The organism is Pseudomonas putida, assembly GCF_002025705.1.
Classification (GTDB): domain Bacteria; phylum Pseudomonadota; class Gammaproteobacteria; order Pseudomonadales; family Pseudomonadaceae; genus Aquipseudomonas; species Aquipseudomonas putida_J.
The window spans coordinates 5,889,201-5,903,245 of the sequence record NZ_CP018846.1; the positions used below are offsets into that span (position 1 = coordinate 5,889,201).

Genomic DNA, 14,045 nt, shown 5'->3' on the forward strand with positions numbered 1-14,045 from the left:
GGTCAGTCGAGCTTGAGCACCTTGGCCAGGACGATCTTCGGCCCTTTCATCTTCTTGATGATGATGCGCAGGCCCTCGACTTCCAGCACTTCCTCTTCCTCAGGTACGCGCTTGAGGGTCTCGTAGACCAGGCCGGCGAGGGTTTCTGCCTCGATGTGGTCGAGGTCGACACCAAGCAGGCGCTCGACCTTGAACAGTGGCGTATCGCCCCGCACCAGCAGTTTGCCTGGCTGGTAGGCGAGGATGCCGCGTTCGGTCTTGCGGTGTTCGTCCTGGATGTCACCCACCAGCACTTCCAGCACGTCTTCCATGGTCAGGTAGCCGATCACCTTGCCGTCGGCTTCCTCGACCAGCACGAAGTGCGCGCCTCCCTTGCGGAACTGCTCCAGCAGCTGCGACAGCGGCATGTGCCGCGAGACGCGCTCCAGCGGGCGGGCAAGGTCGTCCAGGTCGATGGTCTCGGGCAGGTGTTCGAGCTCGGCCAGCTCCAGCAGCAAGTCCTTGATGTGCAGCAGGCCGGTGAACTCCTCGCGCTCGGCGTCATACACCGGGTAGCGGCTGAACTTGTGCCGGCGTACCAGCGCCAGGATCTCCTTGAGCGGCGCATGGGCGTCGATGCTGACCATGTCCTCCCGCGAGTTGGCCCAGTCCACCACCTCCAGTTCGCCCATTTCCACGGCCGAGGCGAGCACGCGCATGCCCTGGTCGCTCGGGTCCTGGCCACGGCTGGAGTGCAGGATCAGCTTGAGCTCTTCGCGGCTGTAGTGGTGCTCATGGTGCGGGCCGGGCTCGCCCTGGCCGGCAATGCGCAAGATGGTGTTGGCGCTGGCGTTGAGCAGGTAGATGGCCGGGTACATGGTCCAGTAGAACAGGTACAGCGGCACTGCGGTCCACAGCGACAGCAGCTCGGGCTTGCGGATTGCCCACGACTTGGGCGCCAGTTCGCCGACCACGATGTGCAGGTACGAAATGACGAAGAAGGCGACAAAGAACGACACCGCCTTGACCAGTTCGGCGCTTTCCACGCCCAGGTAGGCCAGCAGCGGTTCGAGCAGGTGGGCGAAGGCCGGTTCACCGACCCAGCCCAGCCCCAGCGATGCGAGGGTGATACCCAGCTGACAGGCCGACAGGTAGGCGTCGAGCTGGTTGTGCACTTTACGCAGGATGCTGCCACGCCAGCCATGCAGTTCGGCGATGGACTCTACGCGGGTGGCACGCAGCTTGACCATGGCGAACTCGGCGGCAACGAAGAAGCCGTTGAGCAGCACCAGCAGGAAGGCAAAGATGATCATGCCGAAATCGGCGAATAACGAGGTGAGGCTGATACCAGGGGAAGGGTCCATGATGGAGTTTTTACGGGGTCCGTCTTTGAGAGAGAGAAAAAAAGTGCCAGCTCTTGCTGGCACAGGGGATCCAATGTAGCGGCTGGGGCCACAAAAGCAAAGGGTGCTGCTGCTTTGGGGCCGCTTTGCGGCCCTTTCGCGACACAAGGCCGCTCATACAGGAACACGCGATCCCTTGTAGGAGCGGCCTTGTGTCGCGAAAGGGCAGCAAAGCAGCCCCCGGTGCCTCAGGCCTTGCCGTTGGCCAATTGTGCCGGGGCAAAGTGACAGGTGAAGGTGCTGCCATGCCCTGGCACGCTGCTGATTTCCAGCTTGCCGCGGTGGCGCATGAGCACGTGTTTGACGATCGCCAGGCCCAGCCCGGTGCCGCCGGTATTCGAAGCACGGCTGGAGTCGACCCGGTAGAAGCGTTCGGTCAGCCGCGGCAGGTGCTTGGCGTCGATACCGACCCCGGAGTCCTGTACCGACAGATGCGCGCCGTGTTCGTCACCCCACCAGCGGATGCGGATGTTGCCTTCGTCCTGGGTGTACTTGACCGCGTTGAACACCAGGTTTGAGAAGGCGCTGCGCAGTTCCGACTCGCTGCCCTTCAGACGCAGGCCCGGCGCGGCTTCCAGGGTGATTTTCTGGTTGCGCGGCCCGGACAGTGCCTGGGCGTCGTTCTTGATTGCGGTGAGCAGGGCATCGACCGCTACCGGCTGGTTGTCCGACGGGTAGTCTGTGGCTTCCAGCTTGGCCAGCAGTAGCAGGTCGTTGAGCAGGGTCTGCATGCGCGAGCCTTGCTGGGTCATCTGCTGCAATGCCCGGGCCCAGCGCGGATTCACGTCCTCGACGTTATCCAGCAGGGTTTCCAGGTAGCCGGTAATGACCGTCAGCGGCGTACGCAGCTCGTGGGAGACGTTGGCGACGAAGTCCTTGCGCATCTGCTCGAGTTGGTGGATGCGGGTGACATCGCGCACCAGCATCAGGTGCTCGTTGTTGCCGTAGCGGGTGATGTGCAGCTGTACTCGCAGGCGGTCGTTGATCGGCGAGGGGATTTCCAGCGGTTCGACGTAGTTTTCCGCCTCGAAATACTCCTTGAAGCGCGGGTGGCGCACCAGGTTGGTCACCGGCTGACCGCCGTCCTGTGGGGTCTTGAAGCCTAGCAGCGTCTCTGCGGCGCGGTTCCACCACTCCAGGTTGCCGTCGCTGTCGAGCATGATCACCGCGTCGCGCAGCGCCGCAGTGGACTCCTGCACCCGGTCGATCACTGCCTGCAGGCGCCCGCGCACGCGCTGGTCGCGGCGTTGCAGGTGGTAGATGCTGTCGAACACCTCGCCCCACAGGCCGTAACCGTCGGGTGGTGCTTCATCGGGTTGGTGGTTGCGCAGCCAGTCATGCAGGCGCAACAGCTGCTTGAGGGTCCAACCCAGGTAGAGCGCCAGACCGATGGCCAGGCTCCAGCCGTAATAGCCGCTGACCAGGCCGCCGATCAGGCAGACGGTGATCAGCAGCAACAGGTGGCGAATCAGGGTCGCGTGCCAGTTCTGGTTCAATTGACGGTCCTTGTACAACGACGTGCAGCTTGGCGCTTGGCTCGATCAGCTCTTGGTCGAGAAGCGGTAGCCAGTGCCCCGGACGGTTTGTACCAGATTTTCGTAGGCTTCACCCAGTGCCTTGCGCAGGCGACGGATGTGCACATCGACGGTGCGCTCCTCGACATACACGTTGCCGCCCCATACCTGGTCAAGCAGCTGGCCGCGGGTGTAGGCGCGCTCCTGGTGAGTCATGAAGAATTGCAGCAGGCGGTATTCGGTGGGGCCCATCTCGGCCGGCTTGCCGTCGATGGTCACGCGGTGGCTGATCGGGTCGAGCAGCAGGCCGCCGACTTCGATCGGTGCTTCGCTGTCGCTTGGGCCGGTGCGACGCAGCACGGCCTTCAGGCGGGCTACCAGCTCGCGTGGCGAGAACGGCTTGGTGATGTAGTCGTCGGCGCCGACTTCCAGGCCCTGGATCTTGTTGTCCTCTTCACCTTTGGCGGTGAGCATGATGATCGGAATGTCGCCGGTCAGCTCGTCGCGCTTGAGGCGGCGTGCCAACTCGATGCCAGAGGTGCCGGGCAGCATCCAGTCGAGCAGGATCAGGTCCGGTTTGCGGTCGACGATGATCGCGTGGGCCTGTTGGGAGTTCTCCGCTTCCAGGCAGTCATAGCCGGCCATTTCCAATGCAACGGCGATCATCTCGCGAATAGGCGCTTCGTCGTCGACGATCAGAATGTTTCTGCCAACCATGCTTAAAACCTCTCCCAGGAATCGTGTCTTGGCCCGCATTAGATAACGGAATTATTGCAGCTGTGTGACAGGGCGTTGGCCGTTCTGGCGACATTCCATGACTGGGCTAGGCTTCACAGGGCCGCTGCGGCGGTAAACAGAATGCAATCCACCCCCCGAATTCATGGTGATTCCAATGACACGACATACGCTGAGCTGGATGGCCCTTTTCGCTGCACTGGCGCTGCCGGGGGTGGCGTCCGCCCACCATGCCATGGAGAAAGACGGCATGTTCGTCGATCACAAAGGCATGACCTTGTACACCTTCGACAAGGATGCCGGTGGCAAGTCGATGTGCAATGGTGATTGTGCGATGAACTGGCCGCCACTGATGGTCGAGAAGGGTGAGAAGGCCGAAGGCAAGTGGACGCAGATCAAGCGTGACGACGGCAAGATGCAGTGGGCCTATGACGGCAAACCGCTGTATACCTTCGTCAAGGACAAAAAGGCAGGGGACATGACCGGTGACGGCATGAAAGACGTCTGGCACGTCGCCAAGCCTTGAGATTGCCGGGGCCGCTGCGCGGCCCAATCGCGACACAAGGCCGCTCCCACAGAAGTGTGCAACCCCTGTAGGAGCGGCCTCGTGTCGCGAAAGGGCTGCAAAGCAGCCCCCAGATGTTCAGCGCAACGCGTAATCCAGCACCACCCCGATGAACACCAGCAACCCCGCCCAGTGATTGTGCAGAAAAGCCTTGAAGCACGACTCGCGGTCCAGCTTGCGCGTCGACCAGTACTCCCAGGCAAAGCATGCCGCAGCCCCCAGCAACCCCAGGTGGAACCAGCCGCCCAGCTCGAAGCGGCTGCCCGCCAGCAACAGGCAGCCCAACGACAACAGTTGCAAGGTCAGGATGATCGTCCGGTCCGCCTCGCCAAACAGGATCGCCGTCGACTTCACCCCAATCTGCAGGTCGTCATCGCGGTCAACCATCGCGTAGTAGGTGTCGTAACCCACCGTCCACAGCAGGTTGGCGATGTACAGCAGCCAGGCACTGGCCGGCAACTCGCCGCCGGCAGCGGTAAAGGCCATGGGAATGCCCCAGGAATACGCTGCACCCAGTACCACCTGCGGGTAATAGGTGTAGCGCTTCATGAACGGGTAGCAGGACGCCAGTGCCACCGCGCCGAACGATAGCCACACGGTCTGGCTATTGGTGCACAGCACCAGCAGGAAGCTCACCCCGACCAGGATGGCGAACAACGCCAGCGCCTCGCGCGACTTGACCCGGCCACTGGCAAGCGGGCGGTCGGCGGTGCGTTTGACGTGGCCATCGACCTTGCGGTCGGCAAAGTCGTTGATGCAGCAACCGGCGGCGCGCATCAGCACCACGCCCAGGCCGAAGATCAGCACGTTGGCCAGGGTTGGCGAGCCTTGCCCGGCGATCCACACCGCTGTCAGGGTCGGCCACAGCAGCAGATAGATGCCGATCGGCCGGTCCATGCGGCTGAGCTGGACGAAGTCCCAGGCCCGCGGGTGCAGGCGGTTGAGTGACTTGAGCAGTTGCAGGTACATCAGCGGTTCTCCTCCTTGGCCGCTTGCCACAGTGTAGGCAGGAACACTTCGGCCACCAGCAGGTCGAGGCCGTCACGCGCGAAGCGCGAGCGGCGCCCCCACAGGCCTTCGCGTGCGGCATCGGCCGGCAGCCAGGCTTGCGGATAACGGCACACCTCGATCGGGTGGCGGATGAATGCCTGGTCGCAGAACAGCAGCTCGCCCAGCGAACGGCTACCGAGAGTTTCCAGGTCCAGGCCACCCCGTTCCAGGGCGCTGCGGCTGGCCACGCTACGGGCGAACACCCAAGGCTCGCCATGCCCGCGCAGGTACACCTCGCGCACCCAGCCCTCGGCGCCCGGGGCGATGTTCAGGGCCAGGCATTCGTCTTCGCGCAGCGGTTGCCAGCCTTCGAACAGGGGAGTGACACTGAAGTGGTCATGGGACAGCTGGGTAAGGCGGCGAGTCAGGGAGCCTTCGTCGAACAGCCAGTCCAGGGTTGGCTGGTCGGTTTCAGAGGCCAGCTGTGAATACGGCAGCCACGCGACAGCGGCTGCTTGCGGGGATTCGTACGACACGTCGGTATGCTTGATTACAGCCAGAGAGGCGGCGAGCTTAGCATGATTGCCCTGACTGCTTGCATAATGCCGGGCTACAACAAAGCCTGAGCTCCACCGAGGAAGAAGACCTGATGAAAAAGTGGCAGTGTATTGTCTGTGGCCTGATCTATGACGAAGCCGAAGGTTGGCCGGACGACGGCATCCCGCCCGGTACCCGCTGGGAAGACGTGCCGGCAGACTGGTTGTGCCCTGACTGCGGTGTGGGCAAGAGCGACTTCGAAATGATCTCCATCGGCTGAGCGAGGCAAGCACGACATGACGTCCCCCGTGGTAATCATCGGTACCGGCCTGGCCGGCTACAACCTGGCACGTGAATTTCGCAAGCTCGATGGCGACACGCCGCTGCTGCTGATTACTGCCGACGATGGTCGTTCCTATTCCAAACCGATGCTTTCCACCGGCTTTGCCAAGCACAAGGACGCCGACGGCCTGTGCATGGCCGAGCCTGGCACCATGGCCGAGCAGCTCAAGGCCGAGGTCCGCACCCATACTCGTGTCAGTGGCATCGACCCAGGCCACAAGCGCCTGTGGATCGGCGAAGAGGCGATCGAGTATCGCGACCTGGTGCTGGCCTGGGGCGCGCAGACCGTGCAGGTGCCGATCGAAGGTGACGGTGCCGGTCGGGTCTTCCCGATCAACGACCTGGAAGACTATGCGCGGTTCCGTGCTGCTGCCGCAGGCAAGCAACGTGTGCTGATTCTCGGTGCCGGCCTGATAGGCTGCGAGTTTGCCAACGACATGAGCCTGGGTGGCTTCCAGGTCGACGTGGTGGCGCCTTGCGAGCAGGTCATGCCGACGCTGTTGCATCCGGCTGCCGCCAATGCCGTGCAGGCCGGCCTGCAAGGCCTTGGGGTGCGTTTCCACCTGGGCCCGGTGCTGAACCGCCTGGAGCAGGCGGGCGAAGGCCTGGAAGCGCACCTTTCCGATGGCCAGGTGATCGGCTGCGACCTGGTGGTGTCAGCCATCGGCCTGCGCCCGCGGACCGACCTGGCGGCCGCCGCAGGGCTGCAGACCAACCGCGGTGTAGTGGTGGATCGCCAGCTGCGCACTTCGCACAGCAACATCTTCGCGCTTGGCGACTGCGCCGAAGTCGACGGCATCAACCTGCTCTATGTGATGCCGTTGATGGGCTGTGCCCGTGCCTTGGCGCAGACCCTGGCCGGCAATCCGACCCAGGTCAGCTACGGGCCGATGCCGATTACCGTGAAGACCCCGGCATGCCCGCTGGTGGTGTCACCGCCGCCAGCAGGCCGCGAAGGTAGTTGGCAGGTTGAAGGGCAAGGTAGCGACCTGAAAGTGCTCTGCTACGCCGCCGACGGCCAATTGCTCGGCTATGCCCTGACCGGGAGTGCGGTCATGGAGAAACTGGCGTTGAATCGGCAGTTACCCGCCCTGATGGCGTGAATAGCGGGCGTTCTGTCGGATTTATCCTGTTGTTGCCAACACAATGGCCGCCCAGATACTGGCGCGGCCTCGGTGGGCGTGCCATTCTCACTTCCGTCTGCCGCAGATTAGAGCCTGCGGTGCCTTGAACGCTGCTTCAATGGCAGCACGGCATAACAACAAGAAATCCCGTCAAAGAGGCTTAACTATGCGTAAACCAGAACTCGCCGCTGTCATCGCCGAAAAGGCCGATCTGACCAAGGAAAAAGCCAACCAGGTGCTGAACGCCATTCTCGACAGCATCACCGGTGCCCTGGACAAGGACACGGTCACCCTGGTCGGTTTCGGCACCTTTGAAAAACGTCATCGTGGTGCCCGCACTGGCAAGAATCCGCAAACCGGCCAACCGGTTAAGATCAAGGCCAGCAACACCGTTGCCTTCAAGCCAGGCAAGAACCTGCGCGACAGCGTCAACGTGCCCGCCAAGCCAGCCAAGAAAAAGTGATCGACTGCTGACCTCCAGTGTCATCCCAGCGGGCGCCCCAGGGCGCCCGTTATGCATTCTGGAGGGGAAGTGTTGCGAACTTGCGTAATTAGTTCAGGAAAAGGATAAACTGCGCGCTTCAGTCATTTTTTATTCGAGGCGCGTTGATGAAGTTTCGCTTTCTTCTCTGGGCCATGGGGCTGTTGATGGCCAGGGCCAGCCGCAACAACCCGGCGTTCCAGCAGCAACTCAAGGACAAGGACCTGGTATTCCAGATGCAGACGCTGGACGGCAAGGTAGCGCGGCACTTCATCGTCAGCGGCGAGCGCATCAGCAGTAAAGGCGGCAGCCATCCGCAGCCGGCCTTCGCCATCGCTTTCAAGGACGCGGCTTACGGCTTTGCCACGATGCAGGCCGGTAACAAGCAGCTCGCGTTCATGCAGGGCATTCAGGACAAGAACATCCAGATCAAGGGCAATCCGGCGCTGGTGATGTGGTTCCAGGGGCTGATGAAATACCTGAAGCCGAAGAAGAAAGGCTGATGCATTCCCTGGGTTGATCCGGGACCTTGTGGGAGCGGGCTTGCCCGCGAACACCGGCGCAGCCGGTGCCATGCACCGCTATATCCGCTTCGCGGGCAAGCCCGCTCCCACACGTTAGCCGACCGCCTTAATGGGGGGCGTTGAGCTGCGAAGCCAGATCCCGCAGCAAGGCCTCGGCCTCGAGCACCTTGTTCACCACATCTTCGGCCTTGTCCCGGGTGATGCCCAGGCGTTCCAGCAGCTCATCGGGAATCTGCTCCTGTGGCCCCGAGCCGATGCCGCGCGAGCGCAGCAGGCGGGTCGCCAGGCATACCAGGTTGGGGTAGGCCGAAAATTCGCCGTCATACGCCGGATCATGCTGGAAGCGCAGCGCGGTCGAAAGTTCTTCAGGCATATCCCACAGCTTCATCAGCCAGGCGCCGATCTGCTCGCGGCTGATGCCCAGCAGGTGTTGCTCCACGTAGGTGTGGCACAGGTGCGGGTTGACCTCCAGATGACGGCAGATCAGCGAGAAGTGCGGCGGAAACACGTGCGCCAACAGCAGGTAGCCGAAGTTGTGCAGCAGCCCAGCCAGGTAGGTCAGGCCGGCCTCCGGGCGTTCGGCACGAGGCATCGCGCGGGTCAGGCCTTCGATGATGGCGGCGGTGTATATCGACTGTTGCCAGTACGGCGTGGCCTGCTGCGGATGGTCCTTGGGCAGGCTCAAGGTCTTGCCCAGCGCCAGGCCCAGGGCCAGGTTGATCACCAGATCGAAGCCCAGTACCCGGACGATTGCGTCTTCCACCGAACGGATCTTGCCGGGTGAGGCGTAGTAGGGCGATGCGGCCCAGCTGACCACCTGGGCGGCCAGGGCCGGGTCGGTCTCGACCACCCCAGTGATGTCGTCGATGCTGGCGTTGGGGTCGACCCGCAGCTTGATGATCTTCTGCGCGGTGTCGGCCAGTGGCGGAATCTCGATGGTTTCTTCCAGGCGTTTCTGGATGCGCCGGGCCGTGAAGGCCTGAACCGCCTGGGTGATTTCCTTGGGGTCGTCATCAGGGCGATCGAGGTTGGGGCGGATGTCGCGCACGGGCTGGCCGAAACTGCCGGCGCTGGCCTTGGCGAGCATGCGCTTGAAGTCATCACGGTGCACCTTCAACAACAGGCCGGCTTCGCCGGACTGGATGAGCAGGTGTTCGGCTTCGAGCAGCTTGCCTTCGTAAAGGCAGGGTGAGCTGGTCAGGGCCGGGATGGCCGGCAAAGCCTTGAGCTGGTGCTTGTCGAGCATCTGCTTGAGGCGTGGCAACGGCACCGCCTTGAGCTTGCGGCCGGTCAGCTCCTCGAGGCGGTTGAGGTCCAGTAGTTTGCTCTGCGGGAACAGCACCAGCAGGGCGCCGATTTCGTCATCGAGCAGGATCGCCTGCACCCGAGACGCGGCTGGTAGCTCTGGATGTTCCGCAACCTCTTCAAAGGCCACGTGCAGTTTTTCGAGCAACAGCCGGATGACAGACGGTGCGTGTGGGGTTGCGGTGTCCAGGGCAACTTCAGTCATGGTCTGTATCCACAGGTTCTTTTAAACGCGAAGTATAACCAGCCTGTTGGCAAAGCTGGATCCATTCTGGGACAGGTGTCACACCTGGCCATATTGCTGGCCGTGACGCAGCCAACGGTCGAGCAGCGGGCTGACATGGTCGGGCCAGCGTGCCAGTAATGCCTGGGCAGCATCACGCACGGCCGGTAGCAGATCGGCATCGCGCATCAGGTCGGCGACCTTGAACTGCAGCAGGCCAGTCTGGCGTGTGCCGAGCATTTCGCCGGGCCCGCGCAGTTCGAGGTCTTTTTCGGCAATGATGAAGCCATCGTTGGTTTCCCGCATGATCCCCAGGCGTTCCCGGCCAATCTGCGACAGCGGCGGGTGATACAGCAACACGCAATGGCTTGCCGCGCTGCCCCGGCCAACCCGGCCGCGCAGCTGGTGCAGTTGGGCCAGACCCAAACGCTCGGGGTTCTCGATGATCATCAGGCTGGCGTTGGGCACGTCTACACCGACCTCGATCACCGTGGTAGCGACCAGCAGTTGCAGGTTGCCTTGCTTGAACTCGGCCATGACCTCGGCCTTTTCTGCAGGCTTCATGCGGCCGTGAATCAGGCCCACGCGCAATTCGCCGAGTGCGCTACCAAGCTCCTCGAAGGTACTCTCGGCCGCCTGGCAGGTCAGCTCTTCGGATTCTTCGATCAGCGTGCACACCCAGTAGGCCTGGCGCCCTTCGGCGCAGGCTGCGCGGACCCGCTCGACCACTTCGAAACGGCGGCTGTCGGCTACCAGCACGGTGTTCACCGGCGTGCGCCCAGGCGGCAGCTCGTCGAGCACCGAGGTGTCGAGGTCGGCGTAGGCGCTCATGGCCAGGGTGCGCGGGATCGGTGTGGCGGTCATGATCAGCTGGTGTGGGCACAGTTCGCCAGCCACGCCTTTCTTACGCAGGGCCAGTCGCTGCTGCACACCGAAGCGATGCTGTTCGTCGATGATCGCCAGGGCCAGGTGCTTGAAGCGGACTTCTTCCTGGAACAGTGCGTGCGTACCGACCACCATCGGCGCGCCGCCGGAGATCTGCTCCAGGGCGCTGGCGCGGGCCTTGCCCTTGAGCTTGCCGGCCAGCCAGGCGACTTCGATGCCCAGCGGCTCCAGCCAGCGCTTGAACGTGATGTAGTGCTGTTCGGCAAGGATCTCGGTGGGCGCCATCAGCGCCACCTGGTAGCCCGCCTCCAGGGCCTGCAGTGCAGCGAGGGCGGCGACCACGGTCTTGCCGGCGCCGACATCGCCCTGCACCAGGCGCATCATGGGCTCGTGCTGGCTGAGGTCATAGGCGATTTCGTTGGCCACGCGCTGCTGCGCCCCGGTCGGCTGGAAGCCCAGGTTTGCCAGGTATTGCGCCTGCAGGCGCTTGGCTTTCGGCAGTACCGGCGCACGCAAGCTGCGCAGGCTCTCGCGCAGGCGTTGCTGCGACAGCTGGTGGGTCAGAAGCTCTTCGAAGGCCAGGCGGTGCTGGGCCCAGTGTTGGCCTTCGGCGAGTTCGTCGAGGTCGGCGTCGGCCGGCGGGTTGTGCAGGTAGCGGATGGCATCGTCCAGCGGTGCCAGCTGGTAGTCGCGGGCCAGCTCGTCGGGCAGCCAGTCCGGCAGGCTGCGCGGGCCGAGCATGCCCAGGCTCTGCTGGCAGAGCAGGCGCAGGCGCTGTTGGGTGAGGCCTTCGGTGGACGGGTAGATCGGCGTCAGGGTCTTCTCGACCGGCGGCGCAGGCTCGTCGCCATTGAGCGCGCGGTACTCTGGGTGGTAGATCTCCAGGCCTGAGGCACCGGGGCGGGCTTCGCCGTAGCAGCGCAGGTGGGTGCCACGCTTGAGGCCTTCCTTTTGCGCATTGCTGAAGTGGTAGAAGCGCAGGCTCAGCACGCCTGTGCCGTCACCCAGGCGTACCACCAGGCTGCGGCGCTTGCCCATGGTCACGTCGGCGCCGCTGACCACGCCTTCGATCACTGCGTCCTGGCCTGGGCGCAGTTGGCCGATCGGCACCACGCGAGTGCGGTCCTGGTAGCGCAGGGGCAGGTGGAACAGCACGTCCTGCAGGTTTTCCAGGCCGACCTTGGCGAGCTTTTCCGCCATGGCATCGCCTACGCCCTTGAGCGCTGTGACCGAGACCTTCGACAGCTCAGTCATGGATCAGGCCGGTTGTTCCACGGGCGGCTTGGCCACCGAGCAGAGACGGATCGAGTCGGCAAGGATCTCGATCGCCTTCGGCCGTGGGAAGCTGGCGCGCCAGGCGATGGCCACGGTACGGAACGGTGCTGGCGGGGTGAGTGGACGCACTTCGATGACCCCAGGCGCATAGTGATGGCTGTGCACGGCCGAGAGTGGCAGGATCGACACCCCCAGGCCCGAGGCGACCATGTGGCGGATGGTTTCCAGCGAGCTGGACTCGACCGTGGTGTGCTTGGCGCCATCGCCACCTTTGTTCAGCGTCGGGCAGGCTTCCAGCACCTGGTCGCGGAAGCAGTGACCCTCGCCGAGCAGCAGCAGGCTCTTGTCGTTGAGCATGGCAGTGTCGATGGTCTTTTTCGCCGTCCACGGGTGGTCAGCCGGCATCAACGCACAGAAGGGCTCGTCGTACAGCGGCAGGGTCAGCACATCGGCTTCATTGAACGGCAGGGCGATGATCACCGCATCCAGTTCGCCGTTACGCAGCTTCTCGCGCAGCACGTGGGTGAAGTTTTCTTCGATGTACAGCGGCATCTGCGGTGCAACCCGATGCAGCTGTGGAATGAGGTGTGGGAACAGGTATGGGCCGACAGTGTAGATGGCGCCGACCTTGAGCGGGGCGGTCAGCTGGTTCTTGCCGGCCTGGGCCAGTTCGCGAATGCCTTGGGCCTGCTCCAGCACCTTCTGCGCCTGGGCAACGATGCTTTCGCCGACTGGGGTCAGGCGCACCGCGCTCTTGCTGCGCTCGAAGATCAGCACGCCAAGCTCGTCCTCAAGCTTCTTCACGCCGACCGACAGGGTCGGCTGGCTGACGTGGCAGCGCTCGGCAGCATGGCCGAAGTGCTGCTCCTGGGCGAGCGTGACGATGTAGCGTAATTCTGTGAGGGTCATAACGTGCGTCCATGAAGTTGCGGCCCCAGCATAGCGGCTGCAATCGATAGACGCACGTTATCAGACTTGCCGATTTGTGACAGAAACAAAAGTATCAGCGACGGTCCAGGGAGTAGACGAACGGTGCCACTACTTCGATCGTGCCATTGGTCAGCAACTCGGCTGGCGGCTTGGGTACGGTGCCTGCGCGGCGGATCATTTCCATGGTCGCCCGGTCCAGGGCCGCGCTGCCGGAGCCGCCTGCCATGGAGTAGGAAACCACCTTGCCTTCGGCGTCGACCACGAAGCGCAAGCGGTTGATGCCTTGCAGGCCACGACGGCGCGCGTCCTCCGGGTAGCGCTTGTACTTCGCCAGGTGGCGCAGCAGGTCGCTCTGCCAGGTTGGCAGTGCCTGGCTGTTGGAGGCGATGCTTGGCGCCGGTGCCGCCGACTTCTGCGGTGGTGTGTTGCTTGGCGGCGTGTCGGCTACCTGTTCCTTGGCCGGTGGCTCATCTTTCGGCGGCTCAGGCTTCTTCTCAGGCTTCGGTGGCTGAGGCTTGGGCTTCGGCTTGGGCGGCTTGGCGATGGCGATCTTCGGTTTCGGTGCCTCGACCAGCTTCGGCAACGGCGGCTCTTCGACCGGTGCCGGTGGCTGTGGGGCGGCTTTCGGTGGCGGCGGCGGCGCGGGCTCGGGCAGCGGTGCCAACTCGACCATCATGGCTGCCGGGGGCAGCTCGATGGCCTGGGGCACCGACCAGTTGAGCGTCAGCAGCACGGCGACCACGTGCACGCCCAGCACGATCGCCAGGCTGCCACCGTAGCGCGCCACGTTTGAGCGCGGTTTCGTCATTTCTTGGCTGCCGTCTCGAGACCTACCAGACCGACCTTGAGGTAGCCGGCCGCGCGCATAGTGTTCATCACTTCCATCAGGTCACCGTAATCCACGCCCTTGTCAGCCTGGAAGAAGATGGTGGTTTCCTTGTCACCCTTGGTCTTGGCGTCGAGCATCGGGCCAAGCTGTGCGGGGGCAGGTACCTGATCGTCGCCGACATACAGCTTCTGGTCGGCCTTGACGCTGACGAACACCGGTTTCTCGGGCCTCGGCGCCGGTTTAGCGGTCGAGGCTGGCAGGTCGACCTTGATGTCGACCGTGGCCAAGGGGGCTGCGACCATGAAGATGATCAGCAGCACCAGCATCACGTCGATGAACGGCGTAACGTTGATTTCGTGGTTTTCGGCGAGGTCATCGCCACCTTCGTTGAGATGCAGGCCCAT

15 protein-coding genes are annotated in these 14,045 nt (G+C 63.4%); 5 read left to right on the forward strand and 10 right to left on the reverse strand.

The window, feature by feature from the left end; genetic code table 11:
* Positions 1-2: 2 nt before the first annotated feature.
* The 3 genes from BUQ73_RS26565 to phoB form a co-directional block, all read right to left on the reverse strand.
* Positions 3-1,343: a hemolysin family protein gene (locus BUQ73_RS26565; RefSeq protein ID WP_027917047.1), complete on the reverse strand. Its 1,341-nt coding sequence runs from the start codon at positions 1,341-1,343 to the stop codon at positions 3-5.
* Between the two features lie 227 nt (positions 1,344-1,570).
* Positions 1,571-2,878, reverse strand: a complete 1,308-nt coding sequence (gene phoR, locus BUQ73_RS26570) for a phosphate regulon sensor histidine kinase PhoR (protein ID WP_079230309.1) — start codon at positions 2,876-2,878, stop codon at positions 1,571-1,573.
* Between the two features lie 45 nt (positions 2,879-2,923).
* Positions 2,924-3,613, reverse strand: coding sequence for a phosphate regulon transcriptional regulator PhoB (gene phoB, locus BUQ73_RS26575; RefSeq protein WP_003253341.1), 690 nt, complete (start codon positions 3,611-3,613; stop codon positions 2,924-2,926).
* A 175-nt stretch (positions 3,614-3,788) separates the two neighbouring features.
* Here phoB and BUQ73_RS26580 point away from each other — a divergent pair, with 175 nt between their 5' ends.
* Positions 3,789-4,157: a hypothetical protein gene (locus BUQ73_RS26580; protein ID WP_079230310.1), complete on the forward strand. Its 369-nt coding sequence runs from the start codon at positions 3,789-3,791 to the stop codon at positions 4,155-4,157.
* Between the two features lie 117 nt (positions 4,158-4,274).
* On the opposite strand, the gene ubiA is transcribed toward BUQ73_RS26580, so the two are convergent.
* The gene (ubiA, locus tag BUQ73_RS26585; protein WP_079230311.1) at positions 4,275-5,165 is read right to left on the reverse strand and encodes a 4-hydroxybenzoate octaprenyltransferase; all 891 of its coding nucleotides are present in this window, start codon (positions 5,163-5,165) and stop codon (positions 4,275-4,277) included.
* On the reverse strand, positions 5,165-5,722 hold the full coding sequence (locus BUQ73_RS26590; protein ID WP_079230312.1) for a chorismate--pyruvate lyase family protein: 558 nt from the start codon (positions 5,720-5,722) through the stop codon (positions 5,165-5,167). The genes ubiA and BUQ73_RS26590 overlap by 1 nt, the downstream gene beginning before the upstream one ends.
* A 113-nt stretch (positions 5,723-5,835) precedes the next feature.
* Between BUQ73_RS26590 and BUQ73_RS26595 the strand changes: the two genes are divergently transcribed.
* The 4 genes from BUQ73_RS26595 (at position 5,836) to BUQ73_RS26610 (ending at position 8,173) form a co-directional block, all read left to right on the forward strand.
* Positions 5,836-6,003 (forward strand): rubredoxin, encoded by a 168-nt coding sequence (locus BUQ73_RS26595; protein WP_027917042.1) that lies wholly within the window; start codon positions 5,836-5,838, stop codon positions 6,001-6,003.
* Positions 6,004-6,019: 16 nt separating this feature from the next.
* Complete coding sequence (locus tag BUQ73_RS26600; protein ID WP_079230313.1) at positions 6,020-7,168, forward strand: NAD(P)/FAD-dependent oxidoreductase; 1,149 nt, start codon at positions 6,020-6,022, stop codon at positions 7,166-7,168.
* A 187-nt stretch (positions 7,169-7,355) separates the two neighbouring features.
* Complete coding sequence (locus tag BUQ73_RS26605) at positions 7,356-7,652, forward strand: HU family DNA-binding protein (RefSeq protein ID WP_027917040.1); 297 nt, start codon at positions 7,356-7,358, stop codon at positions 7,650-7,652.
* Between the two features lie 146 nt (positions 7,653-7,798).
* A complete protein-coding gene (locus tag BUQ73_RS26610; protein WP_027917039.1) occupies positions 7,799-8,173 on the forward strand; it encodes a helicase in 375 nt (124 codons plus the stop codon).
* Between the two features lie 127 nt (positions 8,174-8,300).
* Here BUQ73_RS26610 and BUQ73_RS26615 read toward each other — a convergent pair whose 3' ends face one another.
* The 5 genes from BUQ73_RS26615 to exbD form a co-directional block, all read right to left on the reverse strand.
* The gene (locus BUQ73_RS26615; RefSeq protein WP_079230314.1) at positions 8,301-9,704 is read right to left on the reverse strand and encodes an aminoacyl-tRNA deacylase and HDOD domain-containing protein; all 1,404 of its coding nucleotides are present in this window, start codon (positions 9,702-9,704) and stop codon (positions 8,301-8,303) included.
* 78 nt (positions 9,705-9,782) lie between these two features.
* The gene (recG, locus tag BUQ73_RS26620) at positions 9,783-11,861 is read right to left on the reverse strand and encodes an ATP-dependent DNA helicase RecG (RefSeq protein ID WP_079230315.1); all 2,079 of its coding nucleotides are present in this window, start codon (positions 11,859-11,861) and stop codon (positions 9,783-9,785) included.
* A 3-nt stretch (positions 11,862-11,864) separates the two neighbouring features.
* Complete coding sequence (locus tag BUQ73_RS26625; protein ID WP_027917036.1) at positions 11,865-12,791, reverse strand: hydrogen peroxide-inducible genes activator; 927 nt, start codon at positions 12,789-12,791, stop codon at positions 11,865-11,867.
* Positions 12,792-12,885: 94 nt separating this feature from the next.
* Positions 12,886-13,620, reverse strand: a complete 735-nt coding sequence (locus tag BUQ73_RS26630; protein WP_079230316.1) for an energy transducer TonB — start codon at positions 13,618-13,620, stop codon at positions 12,886-12,888.
* Positions 13,617-14,045, reverse strand: a complete 429-nt coding sequence (exbD, locus tag BUQ73_RS26635; protein ID WP_027917034.1) for a TonB system transport protein ExbD — start codon at positions 14,043-14,045, stop codon at positions 13,617-13,619. Before exbD ends, BUQ73_RS26630 begins: the two co-directional genes overlap by 4 nt.

What these genes read in the sequence shown, in the direction of transcription:
- BUQ73_RS26565 (WP_027917047.1), bottom strand. Translation starts at nt 1,343, where the DNA reads ATGGACCCTTCCCCTGGTATCAGCCTCACCTCGTTATTCGCCGATTTC.
- phoB (WP_003253341.1), bottom strand. Translation starts at nt 3,613, where the DNA reads ATGGTTGGCAGAAACATTCTGATCGTCGACGACGAAGCGCCTATTCGC.
- BUQ73_RS26580 (WP_079230310.1), top strand. Translation starts at nt 3,789, where the DNA reads ATGACACGACATACGCTGAGCTGGATGGCCCTTTTCGCTGCACTGGCG.
- ubiA (WP_079230311.1), bottom strand. Translation starts at nt 5,165, where the DNA reads ATGTACCTGCAACTGCTCAAGTCACTCAACCGCCTGCACCCGCGGGCC.
- BUQ73_RS26595 (WP_027917042.1), top strand. Translation starts at nt 5,836, where the DNA reads ATGAAAAAGTGGCAGTGTATTGTCTGTGGCCTGATCTATGACGAAGCC.
- BUQ73_RS26600 (WP_079230313.1), top strand. Translation starts at nt 6,020, where the DNA reads ATGACGTCCCCCGTGGTAATCATCGGTACCGGCCTGGCCGGCTACAAC.
- BUQ73_RS26605 (WP_027917040.1), top strand. Translation starts at nt 7,356, where the DNA reads ATGCGTAAACCAGAACTCGCCGCTGTCATCGCCGAAAAGGCCGATCTG.
- BUQ73_RS26610 (WP_027917039.1), top strand. Translation starts at nt 7,799, where the DNA reads ATGAAGTTTCGCTTTCTTCTCTGGGCCATGGGGCTGTTGATGGCCAGG.
- BUQ73_RS26615 (WP_079230314.1), bottom strand. Translation starts at nt 9,704, where the DNA reads ATGACTGAAGTTGCCCTGGACACCGCAACCCCACACGCACCGTCTGTC.
- recG (WP_079230315.1), bottom strand. Translation starts at nt 11,861, where the DNA reads ATGACTGAGCTGTCGAAGGTCTCGGTCACAGCGCTCAAGGGCGTAGGC.
- BUQ73_RS26625 (WP_027917036.1), bottom strand. Translation starts at nt 12,791, where the DNA reads ATGACCCTCACAGAATTACGCTACATCGTCACGCTCGCCCAGGAGCAG.
- BUQ73_RS26630 (WP_079230316.1), bottom strand. Translation starts at nt 13,620, where the DNA reads ATGACGAAACCGCGCTCAAACGTGGCGCGCTACGGTGGCAGCCTGGCG.
- exbD (WP_027917034.1), bottom strand. Translation starts at nt 14,045, where the DNA reads ATGGGCCTGCATCTCAACGAAGGTGGCGATGACCTCGCCGAAAACCAC.